Source organism: Rothia nasimurium, assembly GCF_928392795.1.
In the GTDB taxonomy this organism is placed as follows: Bacteria; Actinomycetota; Actinomycetes; order Actinomycetales; family Micrococcaceae; genus Rothia; species Rothia nasimurium_F.
Window position 1 is genome coordinate 17486 of the sequence record NZ_CAKMTJ010000005.1, and the last position, 18157, is coordinate 35642.

At 61.0% G+C, this 18157-nt stretch carries 16 protein-coding genes; 13 read left to right on the forward strand and 3 right to left on the reverse strand.

Annotated elements, in window-relative coordinates:
- Positions 1-11: 11 nt before the first annotated feature.
- From L6963_RS06370 to L6963_RS06395, 6 genes are all read left to right on the forward strand, one after another.
- Positions 12-2012, forward strand: a complete 2001-nt coding sequence (locus L6963_RS06370; RefSeq protein ID WP_237207588.1) for a PTS fructose transporter subunit IIABC — start codon at positions 12-14, stop codon at positions 2010-2012.
- Between the two features lie 30 nt (positions 2013-2042).
- Positions 2043-3740: a phosphoenolpyruvate--protein phosphotransferase gene (gene ptsP, locus L6963_RS06375; RefSeq protein WP_237195118.1), complete on the forward strand. Its 1698-nt coding sequence runs from the start codon at positions 2043-2045 to the stop codon at positions 3738-3740.
- 124 nt (positions 3741-3864) lie between these two features.
- Positions 3865-4143, forward strand: coding sequence for an HPr family phosphocarrier protein (locus tag L6963_RS06380; protein WP_135013272.1), 279 nt, complete (start codon positions 3865-3867; stop codon positions 4141-4143).
- A 208-nt stretch (positions 4144-4351) separates the two neighbouring features.
- Complete coding sequence (locus L6963_RS06385; RefSeq protein WP_237207589.1) at positions 4352-5452, forward strand: lipid II:glycine glycyltransferase FemX; 1101 nt, start codon at positions 4352-4354, stop codon at positions 5450-5452.
- Between the two features lie 80 nt (positions 5453-5532).
- A complete protein-coding gene (locus tag L6963_RS06390; protein WP_237207590.1) occupies positions 5533-7662 on the forward strand; it encodes a threonine/serine exporter family protein in 2130 nt (709 codons plus the stop codon).
- On the forward strand, positions 7652-9289 hold the full coding sequence (locus L6963_RS06395; protein WP_237207591.1) for a threonine/serine ThrE exporter family protein: 1638 nt from the start codon (positions 7652-7654) through the stop codon (positions 9287-9289). Before L6963_RS06390 ends, L6963_RS06395 begins: the two co-directional genes overlap by 11 nt.
- 60 nt (positions 9290-9349) lie before the next feature.
- On the opposite strand, the gene L6963_RS06400 is transcribed toward L6963_RS06395, so the two are convergent.
- Complete coding sequence (locus L6963_RS06400) at positions 9350-10030, reverse strand: uracil-DNA glycosylase (protein WP_272878949.1); 681 nt, start codon at positions 10028-10030, stop codon at positions 9350-9352.
- Positions 10031-10092: 62 nt separating this feature from the next.
- On the opposite strand from L6963_RS06400, the gene L6963_RS06405 reads away from it, so the two are divergent.
- The 6 genes from L6963_RS06405 (at position 10093) to L6963_RS06430 (ending at position 15968) form a co-directional block, all read left to right on the forward strand.
- Positions 10093-10335, forward strand: a complete 243-nt coding sequence (locus L6963_RS06405; RefSeq protein WP_237207592.1) for a DUF3263 domain-containing protein — start codon at positions 10093-10095, stop codon at positions 10333-10335.
- Positions 10336-10434: 99 nt separating this feature from the next.
- A complete protein-coding gene (locus L6963_RS06410; protein WP_237207593.1) occupies positions 10435-11181 on the forward strand; it encodes a LytR C-terminal domain-containing protein in 747 nt (248 codons plus the stop codon).
- A gap of 327 nt (positions 11182-11508) precedes the next feature.
- Positions 11509-13134 carry a chaperonin GroEL gene (gene groL / locus L6963_RS06415; protein WP_237207594.1) on the forward strand — a complete coding sequence of 542 codons (1626 nt, stop codon included), beginning with the start codon at positions 11509-11511 and terminating at the stop codon, positions 13132-13134.
- Positions 13135-13374: 240 nt separating this feature from the next.
- Positions 13375-13527, forward strand: coding sequence for a hypothetical protein (locus L6963_RS06420; protein ID WP_237195102.1), 153 nt, complete (start codon positions 13375-13377; stop codon positions 13525-13527).
- Between the two features lie 118 nt (positions 13528-13645).
- Complete coding sequence (gene rlmC / locus L6963_RS06425; RefSeq protein WP_237207595.1) at positions 13646-14782, forward strand: 23S rRNA (uracil(747)-C(5))-methyltransferase RlmC; 1137 nt, start codon at positions 13646-13648, stop codon at positions 14780-14782.
- A 91-nt stretch (positions 14783-14873) separates the two neighbouring features.
- A complete protein-coding gene (locus L6963_RS06430; RefSeq protein WP_237207596.1) occupies positions 14874-15968 on the forward strand; it encodes an isochorismate synthase in 1095 nt (364 codons plus the stop codon).
- Here the strand turns inward: L6963_RS06430 and L6963_RS06435 are convergent.
- Positions 15965-16774: a 4'-phosphopantetheinyl transferase family protein gene (locus L6963_RS06435; protein WP_237207597.1), complete on the reverse strand. Its 810-nt coding sequence runs from the start codon at positions 16772-16774 to the stop codon at positions 15965-15967. The genes L6963_RS06430 and L6963_RS06435 overlap by 4 nt on opposite strands.
- An 80-nt stretch (positions 16775-16854) precedes the next feature.
- Between L6963_RS06435 and L6963_RS06440 the strand changes: the two genes are divergently transcribed.
- Entirely contained in the window at positions 16855-17763 is a 909-nt protein-coding gene (locus L6963_RS06440) for a ribonuclease HI family protein (protein ID WP_237207598.1), read from the forward strand.
- On the opposite strand, the gene L6963_RS06445 is transcribed toward L6963_RS06440, so the two are convergent.
- Positions 17760-18050 (reverse strand): WXG100 family type VII secretion target, encoded by a 291-nt coding sequence (locus L6963_RS06445; RefSeq protein ID WP_185174099.1) that lies wholly within the window; start codon positions 18048-18050, stop codon positions 17760-17762. The two genes, L6963_RS06440 and L6963_RS06445, sit on opposite strands and share 4 nt — an antisense overlap.
- Positions 18051-18157: the final 107 nt, after the last annotated feature.

Here is an 18157-nt window from a genome sequence, read left to right on the forward strand (position 1 = left end):
AGGAGGAGCACATGTCTGCTCTCATCACTGCGGATCTCATCAGCCTCGATGAGAACCTCGGCGAGACCCGCTTCGATGTCATCGAGCATCTAGCTGGTGCCGTCGTAGGTGCTGGCCGCGCCACCGACTTTGAGACCCTCTACGCCGCTGCGCGTGCCCGCGAGGAAAAGACCGACACCGGCATCCCCGGTGGTATCGCTATTCCCCACTGCCGCAGTGAAGCAGTCACCGAGCCCACCCTGGCTATGGCCCGCCCCAACCCCGCCGTCGACTTCGGCGCTAAGGACGGCCCCGCCGACCTCATCTTCTTCATCGCGGCTCCCGCAGACGGCGACGAAGCCCACCTGAAGATTCTTTCTCAGATGGCTCGCTCCCTCATGAAGAAGTCCTTCACCGCAGCCCTGCGCGAAGCCAAGACCGCCGACGAGGTCGTCGTTCTTGTTGAAGAGGCCCTGGGCCTGCGCGAAAAGGCAGCTGAGGCACCCGCTGCGGACGCCGCGTCCGGCTCCGTAGCCGCTGCTGCTGAAGCAGAAGCCCCCGCCCGCCGCAAGAAGATTGTAGCTGTGACCAACTGCCCCACAGGCATTGCCCACACCTACATGGCAGCCGACGGTCTCAAGTACGCCGCCGAAGAGCTGGGCTACGACTTCAAGGTTGAGCCTCAGGGTTCGTCCGGTGGCGACAAGCTCACCCAGGCCGAGATTGACGAAGCTGACGCCGTCGTCTTCGCCGTTGCCCTGCCTGTTCGCGGCCGCGAACGCTTCGCCGGTAAGCCCTACGTTGAAGCCCCCGTCAAGCGCGGTATCGACGAGCCCAAGGCCATGATTGAAGAAGCCCTTGCCGAAGCTGAGAAGCCCAACGGCAAGCGCGTTGCCGCAGGTGCAGCCGACTCCGCTGAAACTGCAGAAGAGGGCGGCTCCTGGGGTACCCGCATCTACAAGGCCCTGATGACCGGCGTCTCCTACATGATTCCCTTCGTGGCAGCGGGCGGTATCATCCTGGCTATCGGCTTCATGCTCGAAGCCATCACCATGCCCAACCTGGGGGACGTTGACACCGAAGCCATCCTCTCCGGTGCCTCCCTGACCAACCTGGGCGACACCCCCCTCTCCCTCTACCTGGGTGCTGCCCTGCACACCATCGGTGCCTTCGGCCTGGGAGCCATGGTTCCGATTCTGGCAGCCTACATCGCCTACGGCCTGGCCCAGCGCCCCGGCATCGCCCCCGGCTTCATCGCCGGTTCTGTTGCCGTCATGGTCGGCGGTGGCTTCCTCGGCGGTATCGTCGCCGGTCTGCTCGCAGGTCTCTGCGCCTACTGGCTCTCCCTGCTCAAGCTGCCCCGCTGGCTCGCGTCCATGATGCCCGTGGTCATTACCCCGCTGGTTGCCACCCTCTTCGCCGGTGGCCTCATGTTCTTCCTGCTCGGTGGCCCCCTGGCTTGGGTTACCACCTCCCTTGAGAACTGGCTCAACTCCATGACCGGTGCCTCAGCTATCCTGCTGGGCATCATCCTGGGTGCCATGATGGGCTTCGACCTCGGCGGCCCCGTCAACAAGGCAGCCTACCTCTTCGCCACCGCCGGTCTTTCCGCCGGTACCCTGGCCTCCCAGCAGGTCATGGCGGCCGTCATCATCTCCGGTATGGTACCCCCGCTGGCCATGGCCCTAGCCACCGCCGTCCGCCCCAAGCTCTTTAGCGCCCCCGAACGCGAAAACGGCAAGGCAGCCTGGCTGCTGGGTGCCTCCTTCATCTCCGAAGGTGCCATCCCCTTCGCTACCGCCGACCCCCTGCGCGTGATTCCGTCCTCCGTTGTTGGTGCAGCCGTTGCCGGTGCTATCTCCATGGGCGCAGGCGTCGCCTCACCCGCACCCCACGGTGGTGTCTGGATCATCGCCCTGGTTGAGAACCCCCTCATGTTCCTTGTGGCCGCTATCGCAGGTACCGTAGTGGGTGCACTCATGTATATTGTTCTCAAGTCACTTGCAGGCCGTAAGGTCGAGGCAACTGCCTAAATCACTTCAACCTCTTAGAAGGAAAACACTATGACTATCTACAAGGGTGTCGGCGTCTACGCCGGCCGCGTTATCGGCAAAGTCCTTCAGATGCCCGAGCCCATCAAGGCTCCCTCATCATCCCTGAAGCTCTCCGCCGACGAAACCCCCGAGCAGGCCGCCGAGCGTATCAAGGCAGCTGCCGAGACCGTCAAGAACGGCCTGTTGGAACGCGCCGAGCACGCCAGCCGTGACGGCAAGGCCGTGCTCAAGTCCACCTCCCAGATGGCAACCGACCGCGCCCTGCTCAAGAGCGCTATCAAGATTGTTGAGAAGCAGGGCAAGGCCCCCGAGCTGGCAGTCTGGGAAGCCGCATCAGCCTTCGCTGACCAGATGGCAGCCCTGGGTGGCTACATGGCCGAGCGTGTCACCGACATTCACGACGTCCGCGCCCGCATCGTCGCCGAACTGACCGGCCAGCAGGCCCCCGGCATCCCCGTCTCTGCTGAGCCCTTCATCCTGGCAGCTATCGACCTGGCACCGGCAGACACCGCCACCCTTGACCCCAAGCAGGTCGTCGCCCTTATCACCTCCGACGGCGGCCCCCAGGCCCACACCGCGATTCTTGCTCGCGGCCTCGGCCTGCCCGCCATCGTTGCCGCCAAGGGCGTCACCGACATCGAAAACGGCACCGAAGTCTACATTGACTCCAACGAAGGCACCGTCAACACCGAGGTCACCGATGAGCACCGCGACCTGGCCGAAAAGTACGCCAACCGCAAGGAACTGCCCGACTTCGACGGTACCGGCGTCATGGCAGACGGCACTCTCGTGCCCCTCTACGCCAACGTCGGCGACGGCAAGAGCGCAGAAAAGGCAGCAGGACTCAAGGCCGAAGGCGTGGGCCTGCTCCGCACCGAATTCGGCTTCCTGGGCCACGACGCTGAACCCTCAGTAGAAACCCAGACTGCCAGCTACAAGGCCGTCTTCGACGCCTTCCCCGGCCAGCACATCGTCGTCCGCACCCTCGACGCAGGCGCCGACAAGCCCCTGCCCTTCCTCAACGTCAAGGAAGAAGAGAACCCCGCCCTCGGCGTCCGCGGCTACCGCACTGACTGGACCGTGCCCGGCGTCCTCGAACGCCAGCTCGAAGCTATCAAGGCAGCAGCCGACGGCTCCGACGCCGACATCTGGGTCATGGCCCCCATGATCTCAACCACCTCAGAAGCCCGCCGCTTCAAGGAAATGGTTGATGAAGTAGGCTTGGCAACCCGCGGCGTCATGGTCGAAACCCCCGCAGCAGCCGTCAACGCTGAAGCGATCCTCGGTGAAGTCGACTTCGTCTCCATCGGCACCAACGACCTCACACAGTACACCATGGCAGCAGACCGCCTGCTCGGCGACCTGGCCCACCTCAATAACCCCTGGCAGCCCGCCGTCCTCAAGATGATCAAGCTGACCGTCGAAGGCGCCAAGCGAGCATCCGCCAAGGCCGGTGTCAAGAAGTACGTCTCCGTCTGTGGTGAAGCAGCAGCCGACCCCGCACTGGCCGTCGTTCTCGTCGGCCTGGGCGTTGACACCCTCTCCATGAACGCTGGCGCCATGGCAGCTGTCTCCGCCGTGCTCAAGTCGGTCACCCCCGAAAAGGCCCAGCAGATCGCCAACGACGCCCTCGACCAGATCTCCTCAGCAGAAGCTAAGGAAGCAGCGCGCAAGCACCTGCCGATCCTGGACGAGCTCGGTCTCTAACCTCCACCGTCCACTACTGAATAAATCACACCAAAATAAGCGGTTAACACGCGCGAAACATACGCACCTGATTTAGACTCAGTAGTGGACAACAAATCCGCACCCCCTTTATAAGGAGAACACCATGGCAGAACGTATTGCCACCATCGCAAGCCGTGTTGGCCTGCACGCCCGCCCCGCAGCGATCTTCGCTGAAGCAGCAGGCGACCTCCCCGTTGAAGTCACCATCGCAGCTGAAGGCGAGCCCGCAGACGAGGCAATGGACGCAGCATCCATCCTGTCCCTGATGTCACTCGGCGCTAAGCACGGCGACAAGGTCGTTCTGCGCGCAGAGGGCGAAGGCGCTGAAGAAGCACTCGACACCCTGGTCAAGATCCTCGAGACCGACCACGACGCCGAGTAATTTCAGCCTAACGGTTTAAACGTGAAGCCCCCGCTTACTGCAAGCGGGGGCTTCGCTGCACCCGGGCTAGGGGCGGTAGAGCAGACGCCCAGCTACACCAGACGAAACTCACGGCGCCCACAGGGTGCATAGCCCGCCCACTCTCGATAGACTGGGAAGCTGAAACCTTTCCCGCGCCCACGCGCGCACGAAAAGAAAAAGAGGGACCTTGCGACAGTTCACAGCCCGCTTCGCTACCGACGCCGAAATCGCCTCCTGGGATGACCACGTCATCGCCAGCCCCGGTGGCGGCAACCTGCTGCAGTCAGCGTCCTTCGCTTCCGTCAAAGCCAAGTACGGCTGGAAGCCTCTCTACCTGGTCTACGAAGGCACCACCGTCCTTGACGGCGCAGAGGCCCCTTTTGCCAGCTACAACCTGGTGCTCGAAAAGTCCGTACCTGCCCTCGGCAAAATCTGGTACATGATCAAGGGCCCCGGCGTGAACTCCGTTGAAGAGATTCCCGCGATTCTCGATGCCAACAAGGACTTCATCAAGCGCGAAAAACTGGGCGTCTTCGCGGTCAAGATTGAGCCCGATATCATTGCAGACGACTCCATCAACGCCTTTATGGCCAAGACCGGCCTGGTCAAGAGCTGGAACATCCAGCCCAACGACTCCACCGCAATTCTCGATACCGACAAGAGCGAAGAAGACGTCCTCAAGTCTCTCTCATCCCGCGGACGCAACGCCGTACGCCGCTCCCTGCGCGAGGGCTGCGAAGTTGAGCGCGTGCCGCTGACCGAAGAGAACATGAAGAAGATGTACGCCCTCATGGATACCGTGGGTCAGGGCAACGCCAACGTGCACCTGCGTTCCTACGACTACTACCGCGACTTTTGGACCACCTTTGAAAAGGCTGGCCAGGGCCGCCTCTACTTCACCTACGAGGACGGTGAACCCTCAGTAGGTGCCTACGTGATTCGCTACGGCGAGAAGGGCACCTACAAGGACGGCGGTTCCAAGCCCCGCCGCAAGCAGTACGGCGACTCCCACCAGGTACAGTGGACAGCACTGACCGACCTGATGAAGGAATTCGAGATTAAGAGCTACGATTTCTGCGGCACCCCGCCCAAGAGCGAGCTCAAGAACAAGGAGCACCACCACTACGGCCTGGGTCTCTTCAAGACCTCCTTCACCAAGGACGTCATCGACTACGTTGGCGTCTGGGACCAGGTGCTTTCACCGGTCAAGTACAAGGCCTGGAACCAGGCTGTTGAGAAGGTTATGCGCCAGCTCTGGGTCCGTAAGACCGGCCAGCCTTTCTACTAAACCGACCCCGGTTCAATCTGGGTACAGCGGACGCTGTGCCTGAACAACTTTCACCGTAAGAGGCGGAAGGAGTAATCCCTTTGACCCCCAGCAAGACTCCCTTGCAGCAAAAGGCTTACCCTTCCGCCTCTGCTTTTGATATGGCTCCCTCTGATGAGGGCACCGGGGCCGGGGCCTTTGGGCAGACGGCTCTGCTGCCGCGCATGGCATCGGGCGAAAGCCCCGCGACTGGGCAGGGGAGTGCCGCGAAGCAAGCACAGGGAGCGGACGCCGGTGGGCAGGACGCCCCCGCCCCCTCGTCCGCGCAGGCCTGGGGGCCCTTGCCGGTTGTGTCGCTTGATGAGGTGCGCGACCCCCAGCTGCGTAACCGCCTGGCCCACCTGGGGCAGGGGGAGCCTGCCAGCGCTTTTGATACTCCCGCAGAAGCTACAGGGCCTGCGGTAAGCGGGGCCGCTGACCCACCGGCCTCCGCTTTTGATTTAGCGGCCCCCACCAGCTACAAGGTGCCCTCTGCCTTCGGCCCGGCTACCGACCTGAGCCTGCAGACGGCTGAACCTGACGAAGAGACCAGTCCGGTCACAGCGGGTACTCCCACCGTGGATGAGGCTACCGGCCTGCAACAGGCCTCCTACCCCTCAGCGGCTGGGCCTCATACCGTTGCACTCCCCACAGCCCCTCGCCGGGCGAGTAAGCGCCCCTCGCGGGTGCGCTCATCCCTGAAATCTTTTGTGAGCACCGACCAGTCGCTGACCAAGCCCATGCGGGGTATCGCTCGCCTGGCCCAGCGTCCCTTCAACATCGCTGCTGCCCACCGCGCCGAATATGTGCGTGAGAAGGAAGAGGCCCGTGAGGTCCTCAACTTCTCCCTGCGTCTAGCCGAGACTATGTTCCACTACGGGGCAGATACCGTCGATGTGGACTCGGCGATTGTGGCCGTGTGTGCAGCCTACGGGCTGGACGATGTTGAAATTGATATCACCAACCAGTCGGTGATTATCAACTACGTCTCCGATATTGACGAGGTCGATGACCGCACCCGGGCTATTAACCTGAGCGAGCCCGAAAACTCAGCACCCGGTAAAGAACGCTTTAGCCATACGGTTATGCGTGTGGTGCGCTCCTGGTCAGAGAACTACGCTGCCCTGGACGACATCTACAAGCTCATTAACGACATCACCGCTGGTGGCTTACCCCGCCACCGGGCCGAGCGTCGCCTACACAAAATCAATACCGCTAAAAAGCCCTACTCACCCATGGTCATTATGCTGGCCAACATCGTGGCGGCTTTCTCCCTGGTCCTGGCCCTGGGTGGGTCTCTGGCGGCGGGAGCTGTGGGCGGTATCGTCTTCCTTGCGATTCACTTCGTTAACAGCCTGATTTCTAAGCTCAAGATGCCCGGCTTCTTTAACATGGCAGCGGGTGCCGGTGTGGTTACCTTCGCCGCTATTTATATATCGGATGAGGCATCTATCTTCTCTCAAGTGGGCTTTCACGTCTCAGCGCCCCACATTGTGGCGGCCGGGCTCATCATGCTCCTGCCCACCGCCCGGCTGGTCTCGACGGTGCAGGACGCCCTCAACGGCTTCCCGCTCACGGCGGCGGGTAAGTTCGTGTCAACGGGCATGTCCTTCCTGGGTATCGTGGTGGGGCTGGCCTCGGCGGTAGCGGTGCTGTCGGTACTGGGCGTGAGTGAACTCGATATCACCGAAACGCGGTTTGTGGGAGCAAGCTTAGGGGTCAGCTATACCTTCTTCATGCTGGCCTCCCTGGCTTTTGCCGTGACCACTCACGCCCGCTGGCGTACCCTGCTATGGATCCTGCTGATAGCTACCTGCGGGTTCTGGGTCTACCAGGGCTACACGCTCCTGTTCGGTGCCGGTGCGGGCCGAGCCAACACAGCCTTTGCAGCTCTTGTTATCGGCCTGATGAGCACCTTTTTGGCCTACCGCCTGCACGCCCCGGCCTCTATTTTCTATGTTCCTGCCCTGACCTTCCTGCTCCCCGGTCTCTCAGTATTCCGCGGCCTTTACCTTTTCACGGTCGAGGCTAATTCCGATGCTGGCGTGCCAGGTATGGTGGCAGCTATCGCCATTATTCTGTCCATGGCTTCGGGTGTGGTGCTGGGTAGCTACCTCATGCAGTACATTATTCAGCGCTACCTCAGCCCGGCCCTTGACGGTAGTGAGCAGAAAGAAAAGCGTGACCGCTAGCGGTAGCTCCCAGGGTGCCCGCAGCTCCCGCACCCCTAATCAGGGCCAGTCTGCTGGCCAGGCCGCCAACCCGACGACCGGCCAGCTGCCGGTGCGCGCAGAGCTTCCCCAGGCGTCCTACCCCGCTACCCTGCCTCAACCTCCGGTGCGTCCCCGCCGCCGGGGCGCTAGTAGTCTGCGGTCTTTTGCTCAGCCCCAGCAGGCTCTAACCGTACCTATCCGCGGGATCGCCCGCGTTGCCCAGCGTCAGGTTGCGCAGGTTGCCTTAGCCCGTTACCGCCAGCGGATCAGACAGAAGGAAGAAACCCGCGAAATCCTGGCTTTCGCCCTGCGCCTGGCTGAGACCCTCTTCCACTATGGCGCCGACGCAGCAGATGTAGATACTGCGGTAGTGACCGTATGCGCCATGTACGGTATTCACGATGTAGAAGTTGATATCACCTATCAGTCCATCGTGATTAACTACGTCTCTGAGTTCGACGAAGCGGCTAGTCGCGGGCAGCTGCCCGAAGCCGGAGGGCTGGAGAACGAAAAACTGGGCTTGACCCTGGTGCGGGTCGTTCGCTCTACCTCCGAGAACTACTGGGCTCTGCACCAGCTCTACCGACTGGTGCACGATATCGCTCAGGGGACCGTGAGCCGGGCCCGGGCCGAACGCCGCCTAGCTCGGGTCAACGCTCAAAAGAAACCCTATTCACCGGCCGTTTTATTGGCGTGGAACCTGCTGATCGCGGGGGCATTTACCCTGGGTGTGGGAGGGTCTTGGCGGGCTGCGGTTACTTCTCTTGCGGTGTTTACCGTGGTGAACTTCGTTCTGGTGTGGGCGGGGCGTTTGCGCCTGCCCAGCTACTTCATGATGGCCCTGGGTGCTGCAACGATTACGGTGCTGGCCCTACTCGTATCAGATCCCTTAGGGTGGCTGTACAGTAGAGGGTTTTACGTTTCTGCCCCGCACATCGTGGCAGCCGGGCTGATGATGTTCCTTCCCACCTTCCGCCTGGTTTCAGCGGTGCAGGACGCCCTTCACGGCTTCCCGCTGACCGCCGCCGGTAAATTCGTGGTGACGGGAGCAAACTTTACCGGTTTGATTGCCGGGATCTCGGTAGCGGTAACCCTCATGAACTATTTTGATGCCACCAGTCTTGACGTGCAGCAGTCGGTCTTTAGCCCCCCGCCCCTGTGGGTTTCTATCGCCGGTATGGTCGTGGGTAGCGCTATGTCTGCAGCTGCCTGGCAGGGGTCAGCGCGCACTATTGTGCTGTCTGGACTGGTGTCTTTGGTGGGGCAGCTAGCCTATTACGGGATAGGGGCGGTCGCCGGTGAGGACGGCGCCCGTCTGCAGGTGCTGGCAGGGGCAACAGCCGTAGGGCTGAGTGCTGGCTTCCTCGGGTATCTTCTCCATAGTCCAGCGTCGATTTATTATGTTCCGGGCATGATGTTTATGCTGCCCGGTCTCACTATCTTCCGCTCTTCCTACCTCATCTTGAACGGGCAGGATACGCTGATGGGGTTGCAGGGGCTCACTCTTGCTGGTGTGACTGTTTTGCTGATGGCAACAGGTATTGTGTGCGGCACCTATCTATGGGACGCTCTGACAGAGCGGCTGCGCACCTTGGCAAAAAATTAGGTATATGCCTTCATAGCTATGAACTGATAGGCTTCTGACAAGCGGATACTGCGTTTGTGGCTATTGGGGGAGCTGCCAGTTAACGGGCTCTGCCCCCTGCTGAACCAGAAGTTCGTTGACCCGGCTAAAAGGACGGGAACCGAAGAAACCCCGCGAGGCCGACAGCGGTGACGGGTGCGGGGACTCAACACAGGGGTAGCCGCCGAGCAGGGGCCTGCATTTGCGGGCGTCCGCACCCCAGAGCAGCCCCACCAGGGGCGTGCCCCGCTGCGCCAGAGCCTCGATGGCGGCGGTCGTGACCTGCTCCCAGCCCAGATTGCGGTGCGAGCCTGCCTGGCCTGCCCCTACCGAAAGAACCCGGTTCATGAGCATAACCCCCTGAGCACTCCACGCCGTAAGATCCCCGTGGGGCGGGGGCACCAGCCCGGTGTCGGCCTGGAGCTCCTTATAAATGTTCTGCAGCGACCGGGGAATCGGGCGCACCTCGGGGCGCACCGAAAAACTCAGACCCATCGCGTGACCGGGGGTAGGGTAGGGGTCCTGCCCAATCACCAGCACCTTCACCTCGTTCATGGGGTAGGTAAAGGCCCGAAAAATATCGGTTCCAGGGGGAAGGGTTGCCCGCCCGGCCTCGTGCTCTGCGCGCAGGAAGTTCCCCATAGCTCGAATCTGAGGCTCCACCGGGGCGAGGGCTTGAGCCCAGTCAGGGGACATAATCTCATGCAGGGGACGGGCAGGCACAGTACTCCTTGAAAGGGATGCGGTATTCTCCCTACTAAGACTAGACCACTGAAAGTTAAGAGATGAGCAGCGAGACCACCGAACCCGCAGAGGGCTTGAGCGAGCTTGAGGTAGCTATTCTCAATCTCGAGAAAAAACGCTTCAAATACCAGGGCAGCAAAGAACAGGCTATTACCCGTACTCTGGGGCTCACCCCGGTGGCCTACTACCAGCAGCTCAACGCCCTCATCGACAACCCCAGAGCAATTGCCGCCGAACCTGCTCTCACCCGCCGCCTACGCCTCAAGCGCGATGCTCTAACCTAAGCCTCTTAGCCGGTAGGGAGCGTGAGCCCGCTTCACCGGCACCTAGCGTGTACCCTAGTAACTAAAAGCCCGCCACCGCGCACGATCATGAGGACGCCCGTGAACAGCTACCCCCGCGATGAGTTTGATGACATCGATGAGAATAACGCCCGCCGCGGCGCCTATCGCGGTGCTGTTAACGATACTGCGACGTCCCGCGCTGGTCTGCTCGCTATTATTGTTAGCGGCGTGCTGGCCCTCATCGTGGGTGGCACCATGTACGTGATCTCTCCGCGCACCGCTGCCCCCGAGGCGTCCGGCTCAACCAGTGCCACCGCTACCGCATCGGCAAGCCCGAGCGCTGAAGCCACTCCCACCACTAACCCTTCTATCGTGACCGTTGAGGTGTATAACTCCAGTGCGCCTGCTGGCGCTGCTGCCCAGGCTACCGCAGCCCTCGAAGAGGCCGGCTACACCGTTACCTCCACCGCTAACTGGGCAGGGGCCTACACAGCGGAGTCTTTGGTGTACTTCGCCACAGGGGCGTCCTCAGAAGCTAACGAAATAGCTGACACCCTGGGCCTGCCCACCATCGCCCAGGACTACCAGGCTGAGACCGGCCTTGTCTACGTGGTGCTCGGAGCCGACTTTGACCCCACCAGCCTGCCCGGGGCATCGTCCTCACCTTCAGCTACTGCCCAAGAAACTGCCGATAGCGGCACCGGAGTGGCAGAGATAGGGCCTAATCCCGGTATACCCACCTCCGTTGATCGCTATAGCTATGACCCGGCCACCGCTACCTTCTACCTAGACCCCACCGGTAACTACATCTACGACTCGGCAACCGGCACCTACCAGCTAGGCTAGGGCCGCTTACTCGCGGCCAGCGGACGTCCGCCTACCGCCTGCCCGGCACCTCTTGTGCGCTGTGGGCGATTAAGGCTCAGCTGGGGGATCAATAGGTTTGCGCCCCTAGAGCTCAAGTGCCAAGATTGGTATTAGCACTCAGAGGCTTCGACTGCTAAATCATGTGCTAGGTTTAGCCGCCGAACCGCTCTTGAGTAAAACACCTGAAGCGATGCTCTGGTGAGGCGCACCCTACCCGCCCCGACGGCGAGAGATGGGCTGCGCCGTCCGTCGCGGGCACCGAAGAATCGCGCTCACCCCGAATGTTCCAGAAGGAGCGAAAGCCATATGGCAAAGCTGATTGCTTTTGATGAAGAGGCACGCCGCGGTCTTGAAAAGGGTCTGAACACCCTGGCAGACGCAGTGAAGGTAACCCTCGGCCCCCGCGGTCGCAACGTTGTACTGGAGAAGGCCTGGGGCGCACCCACCATCACCAACGACGGTGTTTCCATCGCCAAGGAAATCGAACTCGAAGACCCCTACGAAAAGATCGGCGCAGAGCTGGTCAAGGAAGTCGCCAAGAAGACCGACGACATCGCCGGTGACGGTACCACCACCGCAACCGTCCTGGCTCAGGCTCTCGTCCGCGAAGGCCTGCGCAACGTCGCCGCTGGCGCCGACCCCCTCTCCCTCAAGCGCGGCATCGAAAAGGCTGTAGAAGCCGTCACCGCCGAACTGCTGGAGTCAGCTAAGGAAGTTGAAACCGAAGAAGAGATCGCTGCAACCGCATCTATCTCAGCCGGCGACCCCGAAATCGGTAAGCTGATTGCCCAGGCCATGGAAAAGGTCGGCAAGGAAGGTGTCATCACCGTCGAAGAGTCCAACACCTTCGGCCTGACCCTGGAACTGACCGAGGGTATGCGCTTCGACAAGGGCTTCCTCTCCGGCTACTTCGTCACCGACGCAGACCGCCAGGAAGCTGTTCTTGAAGACCCCTACATCCTGATCGTTAGCTCCAAGATTTCTAACGTCAAGGACCTCGTCCCTGTTCTCGAAAAGGTCATGCAGTCCGGCAAGCCCCTGCTGATCGTCGCTGAGGACGTCGAGGGTGAAGCTCTTGCCCTGCTGGTACTCAACAAGATGCGCGGTTCCATCAAGTCTGTAGCTGTTAAGGCTCCCGGCTTCGGCGACCGCCGTAAGGCCCAGCTGGCTGACATCGCTATTCTCACCGGCGGCCAGGTCATCACCGAAGAGGTTGGCCTCTCCCTCGACACCGCAACCATCGACCTGCTCGGCCAGGCCCGCAAGGTTGTTGTCACCAAGGACGAGACCACCATCATCGAGGGCGCCGGCGATGCCGACGCTATCGAGGGTCGCGTAGCCCAGATCCGTGGCGAAATCGCTAACTCCGATTCTGACTACGACCGCGAGAAGCTGCAGGAGCGCCTGGCCAAGCTGGCTGGCGGCGTTGCAGTTCTCAAGGCCGGTGCCGCTACCGAGGTCGAACTCAAGGAACGCAAGCACCGCATCGAGGACGCCGTCCGCAACGCTAAGGCAGCTGTTGAAGAGGGCATCGTCCCTGGCGGTGGCGTAGCCCTGATTCAGGCCGGCGTTAAGGCCTTCGAGAAGCTGGAACTTTCCGGCGACGAAGCAACCGGTGCCAACATCGTCCGCGTCGCTATCGATGCTCCCCTCAAGCAGATTGCCTTCAACGCAGGCCTGGAGCCCGGCGTTGTTGTCGACAAGGTCCGCAACCTGCCCGCAGGTGCCGGCCTGAATGCTGCAACCGGTGAGTACGAAGACCTCATGGCAGCAGGCATCAACGACCCCGTGAAGGTAACCCGCTCTGCCCTGCAGAACGCCGCCTCCATCGCTGGTCTCTTCCTGACCACCGAGGCCGTCGTTGCTGACAAGCCCGAACCCGCAGCAGCAGCTGCCGCCCCCGACATGGGTGGCATGGGCGGCATGATGTAATCGCGCCCGCCTGAAAACCGGTTCACGTCCGGTTTCTCATGTGCTGTAAGCTCCGCCGCTTCTTGCCCCCTGGCAAGGAGCGGCGGAGCTTTTTTGCACCCTTCTGAAAATATGACTAAAAATTTTAGATAATAGTATTGCACTTCACACCAATCTGTGGGTATGCTTTAAATCACTAAAGAGGTCTTCTCTTGCTTTTATTCATCAGTATCAAAGGCGAAACTGAAAGGTGTGAGGCATATGGTTACCATTGTCGATCTTGTTCTCTACGCAATCATCGTGGGGCTCCTGGCAATATTGCTTGTTGCCTACGCATCTGACGGCTGGACCAAGCTCGAGAAGAAGAGCGCTGAGGCTCTCCATCGCGATCTTGCATTTGGTGCAGGTGGCTAAGAGTTAATAGTGATTGTGTTTTCCTGGAACCGGCGTCTCGGCAACGAGGCGCCGGTTTCTCTATACCCAAAGCTCCGCCTATACGACCGGTGGCAGGGAGCTGTAAAATAGTGAAGCTATGCGTTGCCACTACTTCGATGCCGGCCTCTGCCGCTCATGCTCTCTACTTGAAACCCCCTACACCGATCAGTTAGCGGGTAAACAGCATGATGCCCAGACCCTGCTCGAACCCTGGGAGAGTCTCAGCTGGCTCCCACCCGTAGCAAGTGCAGACCAAGCCTTCCGCAACAAGGCCAAGCTGGTCGTCGGCGGGACTTCCCAGCAGCCCACCCTCGGTATTCTCGACAGGCAGGGGCAGGGCATTGACCTCACCGACTGCCAGCTTTACCTGCCCGCAATTAGTCGGGCCATACCCGTCCTTGCTGACCTGATCCAGCGGGCTGACCTTACCCCCTACAGCGTTCAGAAGCGCAAAGGGGAACTGAAAAACATTCTGGTGACCGCTTCCGATAGTGGCGAACTGATGGTCCGCTTCGTTCTGCGTTCCAAAAAGCTCATTGTTGCGCTCAAACGGGAACTGCCCTGGCTCCACGAACAGTTACCTCGGCTTGCGGTGGTGAGTGTCAACCTGCTGCGTGAACACGTTGCCCTGGTTGAGGGGAGCGAAGAAATTATTCTGACCGAGCGCACTACCCTGCCCATGCAGGTTAACGATATGACCCTGCATCTGCGCCCCCAGAGCTTCTTCCAGACCAACACCCCCATCGCAGCTTCCCTGTACCGTCAGGCCCAAGCTTGGGTCAGCGAAGCAGCGCCGGCCACCCTCTGGGACCTCTACTGCGGGGTAGGGGGCTTCGCCCTGCATGCTGCAGCGGTCATGCCGACGGGGGCTACCGTAACCGGTATTGAAATTAGTAGCGAAGCTATTGCCTCTGCCCAGCGCACCGTCGCTGAACGCGGTCTAACGGGCCTACACTTCATTGCCCAGGATGCGCCCGACTACGCCACCAGTAGCGGCCAGGTGCCCGATATGCTGATTGTGAACCCGCCCCGCCGGGGGCTGGGGTCGCAGCTTTCTCACTGGATCGAGGGCAGCGGTATCGACCAGGTGATTTATTCGAGCTGCAACCTGCGCTCTCTCGTCAAAGATCTCAAAAGCATGCCGTCGATGGAGCCCGCGCAGGGGCAAGTGATGGATATGTTCCCGCACAGCAACCACTACGAGACGATTATGCTGCTTAAGCGTAGCCGCTAGCGCGCCACCATTTTTAGGTTCTCATCAGGCCTGTGTACTAGGGTGAAAGGAGCCCAACTCCGCTCCCCGAATAAGTGTGAAAGAAAGTAAAATGCCTCAGTTCCCTGCCCTGCCTTCGCCTTTTATGCTGGCTGAAGGCACTACCGTAGTGCGGGCTGAAGGTGCCCTGACTCCGGTGAGCGAGGCAGACGCCCTGAGCCTGGCCCAGCTCCGCGGATCAGTGGTCGTGGGGCTGATACCTTTTGACCCGGACGCTCCGGCCCAGCTTGCTGTCCCTGACCGCTGGGTGCGAGAAGATATCCCCCTACCCGATGACGATACGGTGGATCAGCCGGCTCCTGCCCTGGTTGAGGGAATTGACAGCGACGTGTACCGGGCAGCCGTTGCCCATGCCGTGGAGCTGATGAACCGGGGTCAGCTTGATAAGGTCGTCCTGGCCCGCCTGCTACGGGTGCGGTATGAGCAAGAACTGAACCTGCCCCGTCTCTTTGATACCCTGCGTGCTCAGCAGCAGCGGGCTACCGTTTTTAGCGCCCAACTACCCAACGGAAACTACCTCATGGGTGCCTCGCCCGAGCTGGTGTTTCAGACGGCGGGGAGCGCGTTTCGAACTGTCCCCCTGGCTGGCTCCGCTGCTCGAACTGCCACCCCGGGGAGCACCGACGACGCCCAAATCGGTGAGGCCCTCATGCGGTCCGCTAAGGACAGAGCCGAACACGCAACGGTGGTCAATGACATCCGCCAGCGGCTAGAGGCCCTTACCGTGCAGATGGATGTGCCCGCCGTACCTTCACTTATTTCTACACCCCAGCTCTGGCACCTCAGTACGCCGGTCACCGGCCAACTGCTGCCCGGTGTCTCGTCGCTGCAGGCTGCCCGTGCTATTCACCCCACCCCGGCTATTTGCGGCACACCTACAGAGGTGGCTCGGGGGCTGATTGAAGAGCTAGAGCCTTTCGACCGGGGCTTCTTCGGCGGTCTGGTGGGGTACATGGACGCCCACGGGCAGGGGAGCTGGTACCTGGTTTTGCGCTGTGCCGAGGTTGCTCCGCTACAGGCTACTCTTTTTGCTGGCGCCGGTATTGTGAAGGATTCAACCCCGGCCGGTGAGCACGCTGAGACCGCAACCAAGCTGGGGACCTTCGCCCGGGCCCTGGGGCTTAATCTGGGCTCCCTAGAGCGCTAGTGCATTTCTTGCTCTAGCGCCCGGCGCACCATGAGCGGCGCCGTAACCCTGTGGCTCGTGAGGGCATGGGGCTGGTCACTGGCAATAGCTAGTAGGTAGGTGCCTTCGTGGACCTGCCAGGTCACCCAGTAGGTGCGGGGCTGGGCCTCACCGGGTAGCTGTACCGAGGCCCTAGCCGTAAGCCCGTGGGCATCTTCCAGAGCGGCGGGCAGGGGCGGCAGCGCCAGCATAACGGTGCTGGGCGCTAATGCCAGGCCGTAGCCGGTAGCCTTGAGTACCGCTTCTTTAGCACTCCAGAGCAGGTGTCTTGCCAGGGCTGCCTCCGCGGTAGGTAAGGACGCCACCACCCGCTTTTCGTAGTCGGCGAGGGCGATGCGGTCGAAGCTATCGTAATAGCTGCCACGCACAGTAATGAGATCGAGCCCTATACTGAGCCCTGCCGGGCCAGTTACCCCGGCCGCCAGCCCTAGGGCTCTTGCCATGCTGAGGTTGACCCCCTCGATACGGGGCTTACCGTGTGGCTGGCTGCTAACGCATAAGAGGCAGGTGCGGTCCACGGGTATCTCGGAAGCTGAAGTAGCTTTAACACCTAAATGGCTGGCCGCCATACACCGCATGAGGGTGTGTTGGGCGGCAAAGGCGAGTGCCTCGTCCGGATTTTTAAATTCAGCGGCCCGCGCCTGTTCTGCTAGACCAACATAGGCCAGCCAGCTGACGCCGTGGCCCGTCCGCAGGGTTTCTGCAGGCATACAAAAAAGAGTGAGCTGGGCGCTCGCTGCCTCGGCGGTAGCTGAAGGGTGAACCATGATGACCATTCTAGCGGTGACGCTCCAGGTGGGGCGGCGCGTAGAATAAAAGGCGCCTGCAACCTGAAAGTTCGAGGACTATGACCGAAAAAATCATCGCTGCCGCAGATGGCTCTGCCCTGGGTAACCCCGGGCCTGCTGGCTGGGCCTGGTACATCAATGAAGATAACTGGGCAGCTGGCGGGTGGGAGCACGGTACCAATAATATGGGTGAGCTCAAAGCGGTGCTTGACCTCTTTGAAACAACCGCAGACCGGGCAGATGAGCACCTGCACGTTATCTGCGATAGTCAGTACACCATCAACTCCATCACCAAATGGATGCCCGGGTGGAAGAAAAAGGGCTGGAAGAAAAGCGACGGTAAGCCTGTGCTCAACGTCGATTTGATGCAGGCCCTCGACCGGGCTATTCAGGGGCGGAGCTATTCCTTTGAGTGGGTGAAAGGGCATACCGGCCACCCTCTGAACGAGGCCGCTGATGAACGGGCTAACCGGGCAGCCCAAGCCTACCGCGACGGCACTCCGGTAGAGACCGGGCCAGGCTTGGGATCTAAGCGTGGTCTTAGCTCTGCGAACAGTGCAAGCCTTGAGCAGAACGGTGCGAGTGTAGAACAAAGTCTGGCGCCACAGGCTTCCGAGAGCGATTTAGACCCCGTAGCCGAGGCCCTGGCTCACGAAGAGCAGATGCTCAAGCCCTCTATCTACGGGTCAGAAAAGCTTGTGGGGGCTCTGATGCACCCTGAGCTTACCTGGGTCGTCCCGACCGGCCAGGTAACAGATCGGGCAACCGTCCTGGCCTACCGGGAGCGGGCCTGCGCGGCAACAGGAACACCTGAGATTCTTTCCTCGGTTGCCCTGGGGCAGAATGCTACCCTACTGGTATCGAAGGTACCTACGGCACGAGGAACCCTGCTACGTTCAAGCACCTGGGTGCTCACCGGCGGCAGCTGGAAGCTCCGCTACCGCCAGGACACCGCGACGAGAGACTAACCCACAAACATGGCAGCGTTCGCCATTTCGGTTTCTGAATAGTTCACGCCTGCTCGTGAGAGCGCTTCGTTAATCTGGGCAATCGACTCTTCCACCTGGTGCTGGGTAGCCCGCCAGTGGGCGAGCACGCCCTGGAAATTGGCGGACGCCGAGCCCGTCCACGACCCCTGAAGGTCCTGGAGCGAGGTGGTGAGGGCATTGACCTCTGAAACGATGGTCTCTACCTGGGCGCGGGCCTGGGCTGATTTGCTGGCAATGAGGTCTGCATCGACATTGAACTGGGCCATGGGGCTCTCCTTTGAACAGGGGGTATGTAAGGGGGGGGGTATCAGGTGCCGATAGGGTGGGCTGCCTGATGCCTTTGAGCCTACGGGGGAGCTATCTCTGGCCGGAA